This window comes from Rhodococcus olei, from assembly GCF_039540555.1.
Classification (GTDB): Bacteria; Actinomycetota; Actinomycetes; order Mycobacteriales; family Mycobacteriaceae; genus Rhodococcus_G; species Rhodococcus_G olei.
Map to the genome: position 1 here is coordinate 188,979 of NZ_BAABFB010000075.1, position 15,451 is coordinate 204,429.

The window sequence follows — 15,451 nt, forward strand, 5'->3', positions numbered from 1 at the left end:
CCGCCACCGGCTCGATAGGCTGTGAGAATGCCCATTGCGCCCCGCCAGACGGTCACCCGGCTGCAGCCGTTCGCCTCGACGATCTTCGCCGAGATGACGGCGCTCGCGGTCCGCACCGGGGCGATCAACCTCGGGCAGGGCTTTCCCGACACCGACGGTCCCGCCGCGATGCTGGAGGTCGCGCGGACCGCGATCGCCGACGGCCTCAACCAGTACCCGCCGGGCCCCGGCATGCCGGTGCTGCGGGAGGCGATCGCCGCGGACCGCGCCGCGCGGTACGGACAGCGGTTCGACCCGGACACCGAGGTGCTCGTCACGGTCGGGGCCACCGAGGCCATCAGCGCCACCCTGCTCGGCCTGGTCGAGCCCGGGCAGGAGGTGGTGCTGATCGAGCCATACTACGACTCGTACGCCGCGGCCGTGGCCCTCGCCGGCGGGGTGCGGCGGACGGTCCCGCTCGTCGCGGACGGCAACGGTTTCGCCCTGGACCTCGACGCGCTGCGCGCGGCGGTCGGGCCGGACACCCGGATGATCGTGGTCAACACGCCGCACAATCCGACCGGCACCGTCCTGTCCGACGCCGAACTCGCCGCGATCGCCGACGTCGCGGTCCGGCACGACGCGCTGGTGCTCAGCGACGAGGTGTACGAGCACCTGTTGTTCGACGGGCGCACCCACACCCCGATCGGCATGCTGCCCGGGATGGCCGAGCGGACGGTGACGGTGTCGAGTGCCGCGAAGACGTTCGCGGTCACCGGCTGGAAGACCGGGTGGGCGTGCGGACCCGCGGTCCTGGTCGACGCCGTGCGCGCCGCGAAGCAGTTCATGTCGTTCGTGGCGGGCGGCCCGTTCCAGCCTGCGGTCGCGCACGCATTGCGGCACGAGATGCCGTGGGTGGCCGCGCAGCGAGAGTCGTTGCAGCGCAAACGCGATCTGCTCGGTGCGGCGCTTGCCGAGGCCGGGTTCGGGGTCCGGGACAGTGCCGGTACGTACTTCGTGTGCGCCGACATCACCGCGTTCGGCACCACCGACGGCGAGGCGTTCTGCCGGGCGCTGCCGGAACGGATCGGCGTCGCCGCAGTGCCGGTGAGTGTGTTCGCGGACCACAAGACGCCGTGGAATCACCTGGTGCGCTTCGCCTTCTGCAAGCGTGACGACGTCCTCGCCGAGGGGATCCGGCGGCTGCACACGCTCGCCGGACGGTGGTGACCGGGCGATGAGCGGGCGCACCGTTCCCGCGGACTTCGTGCGGCGCGCCGCCACCCTCGCCGCCGGCGCCGGATTCGACATGGCCGCACCACTGTCCGCGGCCGGGATCTCCCCGTCGGTGCTCGGCGAGGACGCCGGCCGCATCACCCCCGCGCAACTCACCCGCTTCACCCAGTCCGCGTGGCGGTTGACCGACGACGAACTGTTCGGGCTCGGCGCCGGCCCGGTCCCCCGCGGCACGTTCCGGCTGGTGTGCCTGACGCTGATCCACCGACCCGACCTGGGCAGCGCGCTCGAGCGGCTGGCCGACGTGGTCCCCGTCCTGCCCGGGCTGCCTCCGCTGCGACTGGAGGCCGGGTCCGAGACCACGACCCTGCACGTGCGGATGCCGCCCCGCGACACGCTGCCGCCCGAGACCGCGGATGCCGCCAACCAGCTGCTCACCGACTTCATCCTCATCCTGCTGCACCGGTTCGCCGCCTGGCTGGTCGGTCGCCGCGTGAAGCTGGTCGCGGCGCGGCTGCCCTATCCCGAACCGGACCGACTCCTCGCCCGCAGTTACGACGCGATCTTCGGGGTCCGGGTCCACTTCGGCGCGGACGACGCGGCGATCGAGCTGGACAACTCGGTGCTGCGCGCCCCGATCATCCAGACCGAGGAGACGCTCGAGGTGTATCTCCGCGAATCCCCGAATCTGCTGTTCTCCGAACGGGACTACGACAGCAGCGCGGCGGCGCAGGTGCGCAAGGCACTCGAACGCGGGGCGGCCGGCCGGGCCGCGTCCGCGGAGGACATCGCGGAGATGCTGTCGATCAGTGCCGCGCACCTGCGCCGGCTGCTGCGCACCGAGGGCACCTCCCTGAACCAGCTCCGCGAGGAGGTGCTCCGCGACGCCGCGATCTCCGGGCTCGCGCGCGGCGAGTCGGTCGACGAGCTGTCCGCCCGGCTGGGGTTCTCCGAGCCGAGTGCGTTCCGCCGAGCGTTCAAGCGCTGGACCGGCGCGACCCCCGGCACGTTCCGGTGAGCCGAGTCTCGTTCAGCTGACGCAGAACTCGTTGCCCTCCGGGTCGGTCATCGTGATCCACCGAAACGGTCCCTGGCTGCCGTGGTGCAGCACCGCCGCGCCGCGGGCGACCAGCGCGTCCGCGACCGACTGCTTGTCGTCGCCGACGCGCACGTCCAGGTGCAGCCGGTTCTTCACCGACTTGTCCTCCGGGACGAGCTGGAACAGCACCCGCGGCCGATCCGGGTGGTCGGGATCGCGGATCGCGGCGCCGACTCTCCAGACCAGCACGCCGTCGTAGACCTCGGTGTCCTCCTCCCGCGCGTGACCCGCCGCGACCAGCCCGCGGATGAAGTCCTCGTCGCTCGGTTCGACCTGCCAGCCGAGGGTCTGTGCCCACCACTTCGCCTGGTCGTGCGGCCGCCGCGAATCCACCGTCACCTGAAATTCGTAGCCCATGCCGGGACCCTACGTCGACCCTCCGACAACTCCCCGGACCCGCGGCGACCGGGCCCCGGCGTGGCTCGACCCGACACCGGGACTTGACCCTGACACTGTGTCAAGGGCTGGAGTGGTCGACGAAGGAGGTGGTTGCCTTGTACACAACCAATCCCGGTGGGCCCACTGCCCGCCTCGTCGACGCCCTGGCCGACGCCCACCCGTCGAACCGGCTCCGGGCCGCGCTCGCGGCGGGCACGGCCCGCGATTCCGGCCTCACGGAGACCCTGGTCGCGCGGTGTGCCGTCGAACCGGACTTCTTCGTCCGGGACATGCTGACCTGGGCGCTGTGCCGCATGCCCGCCGAGACCACGGTGCCGCGACTGATCGAGCAGCTCGGATCCGATGTCGAGCAGGCACGCAGCCAGGCGTTGCACACGCTGTCCAAGATCGGGGACCGGCGAGCCTGGCCTGCGGTGTCGACACTGCTGCACGACCCGCACGACGAGGTCGCGCGCAGCGCGTGGCGGGCGGCCGTCGCGCTGGTGCCGCCCGACGGCGAGGGCGAGCTCGCGGCCCGGTTGGCGACCGAGCTCGGGCGCGGTGACCACCCGATGCAGCTGAGTCTGAGCCGGGCGCTGGTCGGGCTCGGGGAGTCCGTCCTTCCGGTGTTCGGCGCGGCCGCGACGAGTCCCGATCCGTGGGTTCGCGCGCACGCCGAGGCCACCGAGCGGCTGTGCCGCGACCCCGACAGCGGGTTCACCGTCTCGCTCGAGATGGCGAAGCGGGTCGCCGCTGCCGGTCCGGACATGTGAGGAGGAGGCGGGAATGTTGATCGGCGAGGTCTCACGGCGGGCCGGCGTCAGTACGCGCATGCTGCGCCACTACGACGCGCTGGGTCTGGTGTCGCCGACCGGACGCACGTCCGGCGGCTACCGCGAGTACTCCGCCGACGACATCCGCCGCCTCTTCCACGTGGAGAGCCTGCGGACCCTGGGTCTGTCGCTGGACGAGGCCCGGCGCGCACTGGACGAGCCAGGATTCGTGCCCGCCGAGCTGGTGGGAGACCTCATCCGGCACACCCGGCTGCGAATCGCCGCCGAGGAGGAACTGCTCACGAGGCTCGGGCACGTCGACGCGGCCGCGCCGGCGGAGTGGGGCGACGTGCTGCGGATCGTCACCCTCCTCCGTGCCCTCGAATCCGAGTCCGGGGCCCGTCGGCAGCAGGCGATCCTGTCCCAGGACGGGAGTGCGGCGCTGCCCGTCGGCGCGCTGGCCGAGGCCGCCCTCGCCGAGGACGACCCCAATGTGGCGGGGGCGCTGCAGTGGTCGTTGGCGAGGGCGGCCGGCCGGGGCCTGGCGGATCTGGCCGTCGGCCTGGAGTCGGGGTCGGTGGCCGTCCGGCGCCGGGCGACGGCGGCGATCGCGGCGGTACCCGCCGCGGAGGCGACGGTCCTGCTGAGGCGGGCCCTCGCGGACGAGGACCCCGCGGTTCGCGATCGCGCGGCGCTCGCGCTCGGCTCGAGGGGAAGCTCCGACGCGATACCCACCCTCCTCGCGATGGTCGCCGAGGGGCGCAGCGACGTCGAGGCCGCCGAGTCGCTGGGACTCCTGACCGCGGTGGCGACCCCGGCCGAGGGGATCGTCGCGGCGATGGCCGCCACGCTCGACGACACGGCCGACCCGGCCACACGTCTACGGATCACCCAGGCGCTGGCCGAGATTCCCGGAGCGGCCGCACGGGAAGCCCTCGCCCGGCTGACGCACGACGACGACCGGACCGTCTCGGCCACCGCGGCGGCGATCCTGACCACACGCGACCGCGGCACGACGCCGAAGCCGCGGACCGGCAGGGCGTAGCTCCCGGTTCGCGGCTCCCGCGCACGACCGGCGTACCCGGCGCCGCGCGCTCGGTGCGACCCGCCCGCCGGGCGTCGGAACGACCGTCAGGGCCGCACCAGGATCCGGATCGGGTCGCCCTCGTGGTTCTCGAGCATCTCGATGCCCCGGTGCACCTCCTCGAGCGGGACGATCGCACTGATCGAGCGGGAGATGTCGAGACGTCCCCGGGACACCAGATTCGCGAGGGTCTCGATGTCCACGTTCTGGTAGCCGAGATGCCCCTTGACCTGCTTCTGCGACAGCCCGAACGAGGTGGTGGTGCCGAGGCTGGCCACCTGGTCGCTGAGGCCGACCTGGATCAGCCGGCCCCCGACGGCCAGGCATTCGAGCGCCTGGCTGAACGTGACCGCGAGACCGGCGGCGTCGAACGCGACGTCGAGCATGCGGCCGCCGGTGGCCTCGGCGACCTTCGCGGTGAGGTCGGCGTCGCGGGGGTCGAAGGCGTGGTCGGCGCCGAGTTCGAGTGCCCGCTCGCACACGGCCGGGTTGATGTCGAACGCGAGGATCGGGATCGCTCCGACGAGGCGGGCGAGCTGCACGATGTGGGTGCCGACGCCGCCGACCCCCCACACACCGACGGTCTCGCCTACCGTGACCTGGCCGGTGCGGACCACCGCTCCGAACGGGGTGGACACCGCATCGGCGAGGATCGCGGCCTGTTCGAACGGGACGTTGTCGGGGATTCGGGTCAGCCCGCCGGCCTGCGCGACCGTGTACTCCGCCCAGGCGCCGTCGTAGGCGAACGCCATCAGCTGAACGTTCAGGCAGTTGGTCAGGTCGCCGCGGCGGCAGTTGCGGCACACGAAGCACGGTCGGCCGGCGGACGGGACCACCCGGTCCCCGACCTGCCAACCCGTCACGCCCGCACCGAGTTTCGTGATCGTCCCGGAGGCCTCGTGGCCCTGGACGACGACCGGGACCTGTGGCGGGAACGTTCCGTTCAGCAGGCTGAGGTCGGAGTGACAGATGCCGCAGAACGCGACCTCGACGAGCACCTCGCCGGGGCCGGGTTCGGGGATCGGGACGTCCTCCAGGACGTTCTTCCCCGTGTCGGCATGGAATCGGGCAGCACGCATGGTTTCGGCCACTGTCGGCTCCTTTCCGCGGGGTCGACGCTACCTGCGGAGACACCGTTTCGCGTGCCGAGCGGTGCGCGACGGAACCCCCGCGGCCGGGTTGAGCGGGCCCCGAGTCGGGGTGTGTACTGACGACACGACTGCGCCCGTGTCACATCGGCCGGGTCACGACGGTCATCTTCGATGACAGACCGCGACGAAGGAATGTGACCGATGGACGAGAGCGAATTCATGGCACAGCAGTTCGAGGCGCACCGTCCGCACCTGCAGGCGGTGGCGTACCGGATGCTGGGTTCGGTCAGCGAGGCCGAGGACGCCGTACAGGAATCGTGGATCCGGCTCAGCCGCACCGACACCAGCGAGGTGCAGAACCTCGGCGGGTGGCTGACCACCGTGGTGGCGCGGGTGTGCCTGAACCTGCTGCAGTCGCGCCGATCCCGGCGCGAGAACCCGCAGGGCGTACACCTGCCCGACCCGATCGTCCGCACCCCGGACGACTCGGGCCCCGAACACGATGCGCTGCTTGCGGATTCGGTGGGGTTGGCGCTGCTGGTGGTGCTGGACACGCTGACACCGGCCGAGCGGCTGGCGTTCGTACTGCACGACATGTTCGCGGTGCCGTTCGACGACATCGCGCCAATCGTCGACCGCTCCCCCGCCGCGGCCCGGCAACTCGCGAGCCGCGCACGCCGGCGACTGCAGGGGGCGCCGGTGCCGGACGCGGACCTGTCCCGCCAGCGCGAGGTGGTCGACGCGTTCCTGACCGCGGCCCGCGGCGGGAGCGTCGAGCACCTGGTCGCGGTCCTCGACCCCGACGTCGTGCTCCGGGCCGACGTCGGGGCCCTGCCTGCGGGCGCGTCGACCGAGGTGCACGGCCGCGAGGCGGTGGCCGGCCGGGTGCTCGGCTTCGCCCGCCTGGCCCGCTTCGCGCACCCCGCCGTCGTGAACGGGGCGGCGGGAGCGGTGGCGATCGTGCAGGGCGAGATGCTGTCGGTGCTGGCGGTCACGATCCGGCACGACCGGATCGTGGAAATCGACATCCTCGCCGACCGGGACCGGCTCGCCGCCCTCACCGTCGAGGACTTCCGCTGAGCTCCGGTTCCCGCCGGTCGCCTTCGCCGTGCGCGTTGACGGTGCGCAGCCCGATCAGCGCCGCGGCCAGCAGGAAGACCGCACCCACGACGAGCGCCCGAGCGAACCCGGACGTGAGTGCCTCCGGGGCGGCCACACCCGACGCGCCGAGCGCGGCGGTGCGCGAGGTCGCGATCGCCGCGAAGATCGCGAGACCGAGCGCACTGCCGACCTGCTGAGCGGAATTGAGCAGCGCGGCCGCCAGGCCCGCCTTGTCCTCGGGCACACCGGCATTCGCCGCGGTCGTGACCGCGACGAACACCGCGCCGAGTCCGACCGAGACGACCATCAGCCAGGGCAGCAGGTCGTGCAGGTACGAGCCGTCCACGGCCAGGCGCGAGAGGCCGAACAACCCGGCCGACGCGATCGCCGCGCCCGACACGATCACCGGACGTGTCCCCACCCTGCCGATCAGCTGTGCCGAAACACCCGCTGCGACACCGACCCCCAGACACAGCGGCAGATACGCGGCGCCGGTCTGCATCGGCGAGAAGCCGAGGACGTTCTGCATGTACAGGGTCAGGAAGAAGAACATCGCGATCAGGCCCGCGAACACGATCAGGCCCGTGACGTTGGCGGCGGCGAGTCCCCTGATCCGGAAGATCGACAAGGGCAGCAACGGGTTTCGAGTGCGCTGCTCGCGGAGGAGGAACAGTGTCAGCAGCACGAGGGCGGCCGCGATTTCACCGACCGTGCGGACCGTTCCCCACCCACGGTCGGGCGCCTCCACCAGCGCGTGGACCAGCAGCAGCATCCCGCCGGTCGCGAGCAGGGCGCCGACGGCGTCGACGCGACCCGCACGCCCGGGGCTCCGGTCGGCGGGGATCAGGGCGAACACGGCGGGCAACACCAGCACGCAGACGAGCGGGTTGACGAACAGGACCCATCGCCACCCCGGCCCCTCGGTCAGCAGCCCACCCAGAAACACCCCGACCGCCGACGCGAGCCCGCCGACGCCGCCCCACACGCCCAGCGCGGCGCGGCGCTCGGGGCCCTCGGGGAAGGTGGTGGTCAGGATCGACAGCGCGGCCGGGAGCATCAACGCGGCGCCGACCCCCTGCGCCAGCCGGGCGGCGATCAGCAGGTCACCGGTTCCGGCGAATCCGCCGACCAGGGACGAGACACCGATCGTCACGGTGCCTGCGACCAGGACGCGGCGGCGTCCGAACAGGTCGGCGGCGCGGCCGCCGAGCAGCATGAACCCGCCGTAGGTGAGCAGGTACCCGCTCGGCACCCACTGCAGGGACTGCACGGAGAAGTTCAGGTCGTTGCGGATGTCGGGCAGGGCGATGTTGACGATCGACGCGTCCACGAAGTCGAGGAACGCGACCGCGCACAGCAGCGCGAGGGTGAGCTTGCCGAGTCCGGTCGAGAGCGACCGGCCGGTGGTGGGGGCAAGGGTCGTGGCGTTCATGGCGGAACCTTCTCTCTGTCACCCCCATGACAGATCCGGGCTCCACGATGTGACGGGGCGCAGCTCAGCGGCGGTCGATGTAGGCCTCGAGCTGGTCCCGTTCGCTCTGCAGTTCGTCGATCCTGCTCTTGACCACGTCACCGATGCTGACGATGCCGACCAGCCGACCGTCCTCGAGCACCGGTAGGTGCCGGATCCGCCGCTCCGTCATCGTCGCGGCGAGGCTGTCCACAGTGTCCCCCGGCGCGCACGTGAACACCGCCACGGTCATGATCTCGCCGACCGTGGCACTGAGTACCCCGGGCCCGCGCTCGTGAATCTGGTGCACCACGTCGCGTTCGGTCACGATGCCCACCATCGCGTTGCCCTGCATGACGACGAGTGCTCCGAGGTTGCGCCTGGTGAGTTCGCCGATCAGTGCTTCCACCGAGGTGCCGGGATCCACGGTGACGACGGCCGGCCCCTTGCCGCGCAGCACATCCGCAATTCGCATCCGGATACCTCGATCCATCCGCTCGACAGCAACATGTGATCTAGATCATAATGCCGACCCGGGCGCGCCACCCGATACGAACACGTGTTCGACAGCAGGTGTAGCATCCGAGGCGTGGACATCGCGATGCAGGCGTCGCTGTTCGACGACCCGACCGGCGGCCCGCGCCTGGAGGCGCTCGGCGGGGCGGTCCGGCGTCGCGTCCTGACCGCGGGCGCCTGGGTGGATGTGCGGCCCGGCTGGCTCACCGGCTCCGAGCAGTTGCTCGCCGACCTGGCCGACACGTCTCGCAGGAACGCCGTGCCGTGGCGTGCCGAGCGCCGCCGGATGTACGACCGCGTGGTCGACGTCCCCCGTCTGGTGAGCTTCTACGACGAGGGTGCGCCGCTGCCCGACCCGGTGCTCGCCGCGGCCCGGGACGCGCTGAGCGCGCACTACCTACCCGAACTCGGCGAGCCGTTCGCCACCGCGGGTCTGTGCTGGTACCGCGACGGGTCCGACAGCGTGGCCTGGCACGGCGACACCATCGGGCGCAGCGCCACCGAGGACACGATGGTCGCGATCCTCTCCCTCGGCGCCGCGCGGACGCTGGCCCTGCGCCCGCGCGGCGGCGGCGCCACCGTCCGGTACTCGCTCGGACACGGTGACCTGCTGGTGATGGGCGGTTCCTGTCAGCGGACCTGGGAGCACGCCGTGCCGAAGACGACGCGCCCCATCGGCCCGCGGATCAGCGTGCAGTTCCGGACGCGCGGCGTGCGGTGACGACGGCCTCGGCGAGCCGGTCCAGCTGCGCCGCGGTGGTGTTCCAGTCGATGCAGGCGTCGGTGATGGACTGCCCGTAGGTCAGCTCGTCGGCCTTCCCGAGGGTCAGGTCCTGCCTGCCGGCCTCGATGAAGCTCTCCAGCATGATGCCGACGACCCCCTTCTCACCGGCCTCGATCCGGGCGGCGAGATCGGTCACGACGTCGACCTGACGCTCGTGGTTCTTCTGGCTGTTGCCGTGGCTGGCGTCGATGACGACCCGCTCCGGCAGACCCGACTTCGCCAGGCGCGCAAGGGTGTCCGCTACCGACTCGCGGTCGTAGTTCGGGCCGGCGCTGCTGCCGCGCAGGATGACGTGGCAGTCGGGGTTGCCGACGGTGCGGATCAGCGCGGAGTGCCCGTCGAGGTCGGTGCCCGGGAAGACGTGGCTGGCGCCGGCGGCGCGGGTGCCGTCGACGGCGACCTGTACGTCACCCTCGGTGGAGTTCTTGATGCCGACCGGCATCGACAGGGCGCTGCACAGCTGGCGGTGCACCTGGCTGGCGGCGGTGCGGGCGCCGATCGAGCCGTAGCTGACCAGGTCGGCGATGTACTGCGGGGTGATCGGGTCGAGGAACTCGCAGCCGACCGGCAGTCCGATCTCGGTGATGTCGACGAGCAGCTTGCGCCCCATCCGCAGGCCGGTGTTGATGTCGAAGCTGCCGTCGAGGTGCGGGTCGTTGATCAGACCCTTCCAGCCGAGTGTGGTGCGCGGCTTCTCGAAGTACACGCGCATCACGACGTGCAGGTTGTCGCGGTGCTCCTCGGCCTTCGCGGCGAGCCGGCGCGCGTAGTCCAGCGCGGCCTCGGTGTCGTGCACCGAGCACGGCCCGACCACGACCATCAGCCGGTCGTCGCGCCCGGCGAGGATGTCGACGGTGGCACCGCGACCAGCGCGAACGGTGGCGGCCACAGCGTCAGCGGCGGGGTGCTCGTCGCGGATCTCGCGCGGCGCGGCCAGCGGAGAGATCGAGATGGTCCGCTGATCGTCGAGGTCGCGGGCGGTGTCGATCGTGAGAGTCATTCGTCGTCCTGTTCTTGGTGGCTGTTCTCGGTGGCCGACCCAGGAGACGTGAATGCATCCGCGAGCCGGTCTGTTCCGGCTCGGGGTGGAGAAGTCAGCGCGCGGTTACGCCGACCGACCCACCCAGGGCCGGCCTGCTAAACCAGAAATATGCGCGCTGCATGTCGGCCACTGTAGCAGCGGTTCGGACGGGGCTGTGAACGGCCACCGCAGGTTGGCAATTTGCCAGACCGTTGGCGCAGTGCGATCGCGCGGTTCAAACCCCGCTGACGACCTCTGTTGCGTCACCCAAAGGTGTCGGCCCGCCTGGCTGGACCGGACGACACACAAGCGGAGGGAGCGCCACCGATGGCTTCGTCTCGAAGCGACGGCGCACGTGAGTCACCATGGGGTCCGCTGGCAAGCGCGCCGGTTGCCACAGATCGCCGCACAGACGCGCCTCTTCTCGGGGTGCTGACATCGGACACACTGGGCGCGCTGAACACGTTTGCGGGCCGTTCCTTCTCGCTCGACGCATTCCGAGCCAACATGTTCGACAGGTTGACACCGCCGATGCGGTTGCTCGACGCCTACGACGTGGAGACACTGTCGCCCGGTCTGGCGTCGGCCCTGGCACTACCTGGCTCTTGTAGTCGGTGGGGCTCGAATCCGGATGGCGCGGTTGCCCACCCACGGGTGACCGCGTGTAGTGCAGGCAGCAGTATCCAGTTCAGAGCGGCGACGAGGACCGTGGCGTTGAACACCAGCACCGCAAGCCGGGGCCGGCTCGCGATCAATGGATCCACGATTTCGTTCAGCACCAGGCTGACCGGCAACACGGCGCAGTAAGTGATTGATGCCTGGCGCCAGGTTCCAGGACGAAAACGTCGTGTCACAGCGTCGCAAAGCCCTCGCGCCAGCTCGGGTGGCGCAGAACGAGGCCGTGGTCGCGGGCTCGGGAATTGGAGACCGGCCGGCCGATGTCTCCGCACACCGAAAACACCGGTTCCGGGCCTCCGAGCAGGTCAGCAAGGCGTGGCGCCCACTCTCGGCCGGCGGCCGGATCGTCGTCGACGATGTTCCAGGTTCCACTCGGCCACGCCAGCGCAGCCACGGCGGCCTGTGCGGCGTCGTGGACATGGACGAAAGATGTGACGGTCTCGGTGGCGGCCAAGGTGCCGGAGCGAGCGGCATCGCCGTGGCGACCGTCCCGCGAGTACCACGTTCCGGGGCCGTAGAACTGGCCGAATCTCAACACGGTGCCGTGCGGCAACTCCCGCACAGCATTCTCGAGCGCGTCCACTCCCATGATGGTTGTCCGACGCGGCTCTGCAGCGTCCAGGTCCAACGGCGTGGACTCCTCGGCAGTCCGCACGTCGGGTGGGTAGATCCACGAGATGCTCTCCGCGACCATTCGCGTGACGCCGGCCCGCGTGGCCGCGTCCACGAGATTGCGCGTGCCCACGGTGCGCAAGCGCGCATTGCTACTCGAGTCGCCGCTGCCGAGGTCGGTGAGCAGATGCACGACCGCGTCGGGTCCCGCCGCGGCCACCGCCCGCGTGACCGCGGACTGGTCGAACGCGTCCGCCACGACCGGCTCTGCCCCGAGGCTCCTGAGCACAGCGGCCTTGCCGGGCGAGCGAGTCATTGCGGTCACCCTGGACCCGGCCGCGATCAGCGACTGGACGACAGCGCGGCCGAGTACGCCGGAACCTCCAGCGACAAAGATATCCATCGGGTTGGTCCTTTCCGATTGCCTGGATCAACCGTAGGCACCATCTGGCCCACTCAACAGGTCCAGTCGAGCACGAGTAATCTGGTCCAGTGGACGTGGTGTTCGGACTGGACCCATCGCTGCCGAAAGGCCGCGCGGTCGAGCACGCGATCCGCGAGTCCATCGCGCGCGGCTCTCTGCCACAGGGCGCGAGGCTGCCTTCGACACGCGAACTGGCCGCCGAACTCGGCGTCGCTCGCAACACCGTCGTCGCCGCACTCGACTCTCTGATCGCCGAAGGCGTCCTCGAAACGCGCCCACGGGCCGGGACGTTCGTTGCGCGTGCTGCAGCGCAGCATCGTGAGATCAGCCGCGCGGTCTGCGAAGCGGACCCCGAGTTCGACCTGCGTCCGGGGCGCCCCGAACACGGGTCGTTCCCGACCGCACGCTGGCTTGCGGCCCTCCGACGCGCGGCATCACCGGCAGCGGCGATACGCGCTGACGCGGCCGGATCGTTGGAGCTGCGCAGACAGTTGGCCGCCTACCTCGCCCGCGCTCGGGGAGTCGAAACCGGTGCGGACCGGATCGTCATCAGCGCCGGGTTCCGCACCGCCTGCCTCCTCCTGGGAGCCGTGTTCGCTGAGCGAGGGCTGTCCAACATCGCTGTCGAAGATCCGTCGCTGCTTGGAATCGACCGGCCGTGGACGATCGCGGGCCTGACCGTCAGCGACATTCCCGTCGACGCCGACGGCGCGGATGTCAGCCGACTCGACGCCGGAACCGACGCAGCCCTCTTGACGCCCTCACATCAGTTTCCGCTCGGCGGCGCTCTCCACCCCGGCCGCCGCCAACAGGCGTGCGCCTGGGCCAGTGGTGGCGAGCGCTACATCGTCGAAGACGACTACGACGGCGAGTTCCGTTTCGACCGCCGCCCGATCGCGGCCCTGCAACGCAGTGCCCCCGAGCACGTCATCTACGCCGGAACCGTGAGCAAGGCCCTCGATCCCACTCTGCGACTCGGCTGGCTCGCCCTGCCGGCCGAACTCGTGCACCCCGTCACCGAAGCGTCATCGACACTCACCGGAGGCGTACCGCTGCTCAACCAACTCGCGCTGGCCGAGTTCATCCGCACCGGCGACTACGAACGTCACATTCGACGACAGCGGCGCGAGTACGCCCGCCGCCGTGACCTTCTGCAGCGCGCGCTCCGGGAAGCGGGCTACGAAGCACCGGGCATCCCCGCCGGACTTCACACAGTGATCCCGCTTCCGGACGAGCCACGCCCGGAACACGCAGAGGGGTTGGTCGTCGCCGGCCCTCTTGCCATGCACACCCTGGCCCGATACTCGCGCAGAGAACACGCAAGCTCGGCGCTCGTCGTCGGATTTGCCACCCCCACGCGAGCACAATTCAAACCGGCGATCGAGTCACTCATCGCCTACCTGACCCGAACTCGACCCGGTGGCAAGGATCTACCGGACAGGAACGGCGCCCGGCGTTTCTCCTGAACGGGGGTGCCGCCGTCGGAGACACTCGGTCCCGCACCGAATCCGCCACTGCGCCCGACGGCCTGATCGACCCGATGCTGCCGTCCTACGACCGTGCAGGAGGTCGTCCTTCGCAGCAAGTCGGCGGGTCGAGGGCATCGTGTACAGGTACCAGCGAGGTCGCGTGGCGGGACGTACCGGCCGAATTCGGTTCCGTGGCGAACGATCTGGCGACGTCCCCAGCGCTGATCCGGCGACGGGGCCCGGGATACGAATCCCTGCATACCTCTTGACACACATCGACACCAACGGACGCGTCGGCCGGACCGTGCCTGTGGACTCCGCGATCGCTACCCCGGCTCCGGACGGGCACTCAGCGTCCACCGGTTCGGTTCGGGTTGATTTCGGTGCGCTCGCCGAGTTCACGTGAGCCGCTCCCAGAACGTCTGCCGACCGTCCTGCCCGCCACATTCGCTCAACCGACGAACAGCCGCGAACAGATGCCGGCTTCGATGACAACGATCGCGCCCGACAATCGCAACACTGGTTGTCACACCGCAGGTCAAGGCTCCGGTCAATGACAACTGTGATGACGATTCACAGGGGCGTGCGATCGGCCCACCGCGGCCGCGGTTGGCCACCTGGTCGGTGGAGTCGTCACGCCGGGTGGCGGATCGTCACCATAGGTGGACCGACACCGCATCCGGGGCGCAGCCCGACGGCGCTCACGGGCAACAAGGAGGATTGATCCCGTGGCACACGTGAAACGTTTCGACCACATCGGCATCACCGTCGCGGACCTCGACGCGGCAACGGCGTTCTTCGTCGGATTGGGTCTCGAGGTGGAGGGCACCGGATCCGTGGAGGGCGAGTTCGTGGAGACCGTCTGCGGCATCCCCGGCGCCCGTTGTGAGATCGCCATGCTGCGGCCCCCTGGCGGAGGGGCCCGGCTGGAGCTCGCGACCTTCGTCACGCCCGACCACGTGCCCGGATCGCCAACAGCGATGGCCAACGAGCTCGGGCTCCGCAACGTGTCCTTCGAGGTCGGCGACCTCCAGGCGGCCATCGACGCGGTGGCTGCGGACGGGTACGGGCTCGTCGGCGGCATCGGCGAATACGAGAACAGCGTGCGGATGGCCTATGTGCGTGGGCCCGAAGGGATCATCGTGTCCCTGTTCGAGCAGATCGGCTGAGAAGCCGTGCGCCCGACCTGCACCGCGCACCCGATGCGATCAGCGGTGCGGGTACACGCGGACCCGACCGTCGAATCATCGACCAGCACTCGAGGCATGGGCGCACACGTCGGCGCAGGACACCGGGCGGACGACCACCCCGCAGCACCGATGAGCGCCGAGTCGCTGCGCGACCTGCCGCCCGCCCTGATCCTGACCGCGGAGGTCGACCCGATCCGGGACGACGCCGAGGCGTACGCGGCACGGCTGCGGCACGACGGCGTCCCAGTCTCGCTGACCAGGTACGACGGCGTCTTCCACGGCTTCGTCACCGAGGTCGGCGTATTCGCGCAGACGAAACAGGCGATCGACGAGGTGTGCCTGCACCTGCGCGAGGTCGCGCGGGCATGGCTCCGCGGCAGGGGCCGCGTTGCGGCGGAGGGCCGGTCGTCGATCTGCTCGGCCCGAGCTCGCAGCTCCGTCGCGCTACCGGTCGCTGCTGGTGGGGCTACCTACCGGCCGCGGTTGCCGACGGGTTGGTCGCCCTTCTCGGTGGCGATCCGGGTCGCGCGACCATGCACCCCGGCGGTGCCGACGAGGTCGTGACC

Annotated in this window: 15 protein-coding genes; 9 read left to right on the top strand and 6 right to left on the bottom strand. The window is 70.7% G+C overall.

From position 1 onward, the window contains the following. Window positions 1–27 precede the first annotated feature (27 nt). Both ABD951_RS25620 and ABD951_RS25625 read left to right on the top strand, forming a co-directional pair. Entirely contained in the window at window positions 28–1,209 is a 1,182-nt protein-coding gene (locus ABD951_RS25620; RefSeq protein ID WP_345352287.1) for a pyridoxal phosphate-dependent aminotransferase, read from the top strand. Between the two features lie 7 nt (window positions 1,210–1,216). Further along, window positions 1,217–2,233 (top strand): AraC family transcriptional regulator, encoded by a 1,017-nt coding sequence (locus ABD951_RS25625; protein ID WP_345352290.1) that lies wholly within the window; start codon window positions 1,217–1,219, stop codon window positions 2,231–2,233. Between the two features lie 12 nt (window positions 2,234–2,245). On the opposite strand, the gene ABD951_RS25630 is transcribed toward ABD951_RS25625, so the two are convergent. Further along, a complete protein-coding gene (locus ABD951_RS25630; protein WP_345352293.1) occupies window positions 2,246–2,671 on the bottom strand; it encodes a VOC family protein in 426 nt (141 codons plus the stop codon). 128 nt (window positions 2,672–2,799) lie between these two features. On the opposite strand from ABD951_RS25630, the gene ABD951_RS25635 reads away from it, so the two are divergent. Then, complete coding sequence (locus ABD951_RS25635) at window positions 2,800–3,465, top strand: HEAT repeat domain-containing protein (protein ID WP_345352296.1); 666 nt, start codon at window positions 2,800–2,802, stop codon at window positions 3,463–3,465. A 13-nt stretch (window positions 3,466–3,478) separates the two neighbouring features. Beyond that, window positions 3,479–4,510 (top strand): MerR family transcriptional regulator, encoded by a 1,032-nt coding sequence (locus ABD951_RS25640; RefSeq protein ID WP_345352299.1) that lies wholly within the window; start codon window positions 3,479–3,481, stop codon window positions 4,508–4,510. Window positions 4,511–4,596: 86 nt separating this feature from the next. Here ABD951_RS25640 and ABD951_RS25645 read toward each other — a convergent pair whose 3' ends face one another. Then, window positions 4,597–5,640 carry a zinc-binding dehydrogenase gene (locus ABD951_RS25645; protein WP_345352302.1) on the bottom strand — a complete coding sequence of 348 codons (1,044 nt, stop codon included), beginning with the start codon at window positions 5,638–5,640 and terminating at the stop codon, window positions 4,597–4,599. A gap of 201 nt (window positions 5,641–5,841) precedes the next feature. On the opposite strand from ABD951_RS25645, the gene sigJ reads away from it, so the two are divergent. Beyond that, window positions 5,842–6,720 (top strand): RNA polymerase sigma factor SigJ, encoded by an 879-nt coding sequence (gene sigJ, locus ABD951_RS25650; protein ID WP_345352305.1) that lies wholly within the window; start codon window positions 5,842–5,844, stop codon window positions 6,718–6,720. On the opposite strand, the gene ABD951_RS25655 is transcribed toward sigJ, so the two are convergent. Together ABD951_RS25655 and ABD951_RS25660 are read right to left on the bottom strand one after the other, a co-directional pair. Beyond that, window positions 6,698–8,173, bottom strand: coding sequence for an MFS transporter (locus ABD951_RS25655; protein ID WP_345352308.1), 1,476 nt, complete (start codon window positions 8,171–8,173; stop codon window positions 6,698–6,700). The genes sigJ and ABD951_RS25655 overlap by 23 nt on opposite strands. A gap of 64 nt (window positions 8,174–8,237) precedes the next feature. After that, the gene (locus ABD951_RS25660) at window positions 8,238–8,666 is read right to left on the bottom strand and encodes a CBS domain-containing protein (protein ID WP_345352311.1); all 429 of its coding nucleotides are present in this window, start codon (window positions 8,664–8,666) and stop codon (window positions 8,238–8,240) included. A 126-nt stretch (window positions 8,667–8,792) separates the two neighbouring features. On the opposite strand from ABD951_RS25660, the gene ABD951_RS25665 reads away from it, so the two are divergent. Then, the gene (locus ABD951_RS25665) at window positions 8,793–9,428 is read left to right on the top strand and encodes an alpha-ketoglutarate-dependent dioxygenase AlkB (RefSeq protein WP_345353239.1); all 636 of its coding nucleotides are present in this window, start codon (window positions 8,793–8,795) and stop codon (window positions 9,426–9,428) included. Here the strand turns inward: ABD951_RS25665 and ABD951_RS25670 are convergent. Then, window positions 9,394–10,491 carry a 3-deoxy-7-phosphoheptulonate synthase gene (locus ABD951_RS25670; RefSeq protein ID WP_345352315.1) on the bottom strand — a complete coding sequence of 366 codons (1,098 nt, stop codon included), beginning with the start codon at window positions 10,489–10,491 and terminating at the stop codon, window positions 9,394–9,396. The genes ABD951_RS25665 and ABD951_RS25670 overlap by 35 nt on opposite strands. An 871-nt stretch (window positions 10,492–11,362) precedes the next feature. After that, on the bottom strand, window positions 11,363–12,205 hold the full coding sequence (locus tag ABD951_RS25675) for an NAD-dependent epimerase/dehydratase family protein (RefSeq protein WP_345352317.1): 843 nt from the start codon (window positions 12,203–12,205) through the stop codon (window positions 11,363–11,365). Between the two features lie 89 nt (window positions 12,206–12,294). On the opposite strand from ABD951_RS25675, the gene pdxR reads away from it, so the two are divergent. From pdxR to ABD951_RS25690, 3 genes are all read left to right on the top strand, one after another. After that, window positions 12,295–13,692, top strand: coding sequence for a MocR-like pyridoxine biosynthesis transcription factor PdxR (gene pdxR, locus ABD951_RS25680; RefSeq protein WP_345352320.1), 1,398 nt, complete (start codon window positions 12,295–12,297; stop codon window positions 13,690–13,692). A gap of 731 nt (window positions 13,693–14,423) precedes the next feature. Then, the gene (locus ABD951_RS25685; RefSeq protein ID WP_345352323.1) at window positions 14,424–14,864 is read left to right on the top strand and encodes a VOC family protein; all 441 of its coding nucleotides are present in this window, start codon (window positions 14,424–14,426) and stop codon (window positions 14,862–14,864) included. A 33-nt stretch (window positions 14,865–14,897) separates the two neighbouring features. Next, the gene (locus tag ABD951_RS25690) at window positions 14,898–15,449 is read left to right on the top strand and encodes an alpha/beta hydrolase fold domain-containing protein (protein ID WP_345352326.1); all 552 of its coding nucleotides are present in this window, start codon (window positions 14,898–14,900) and stop codon (window positions 15,447–15,449) included. Window positions 15,450–15,451 lie beyond the last annotated feature (2 nt).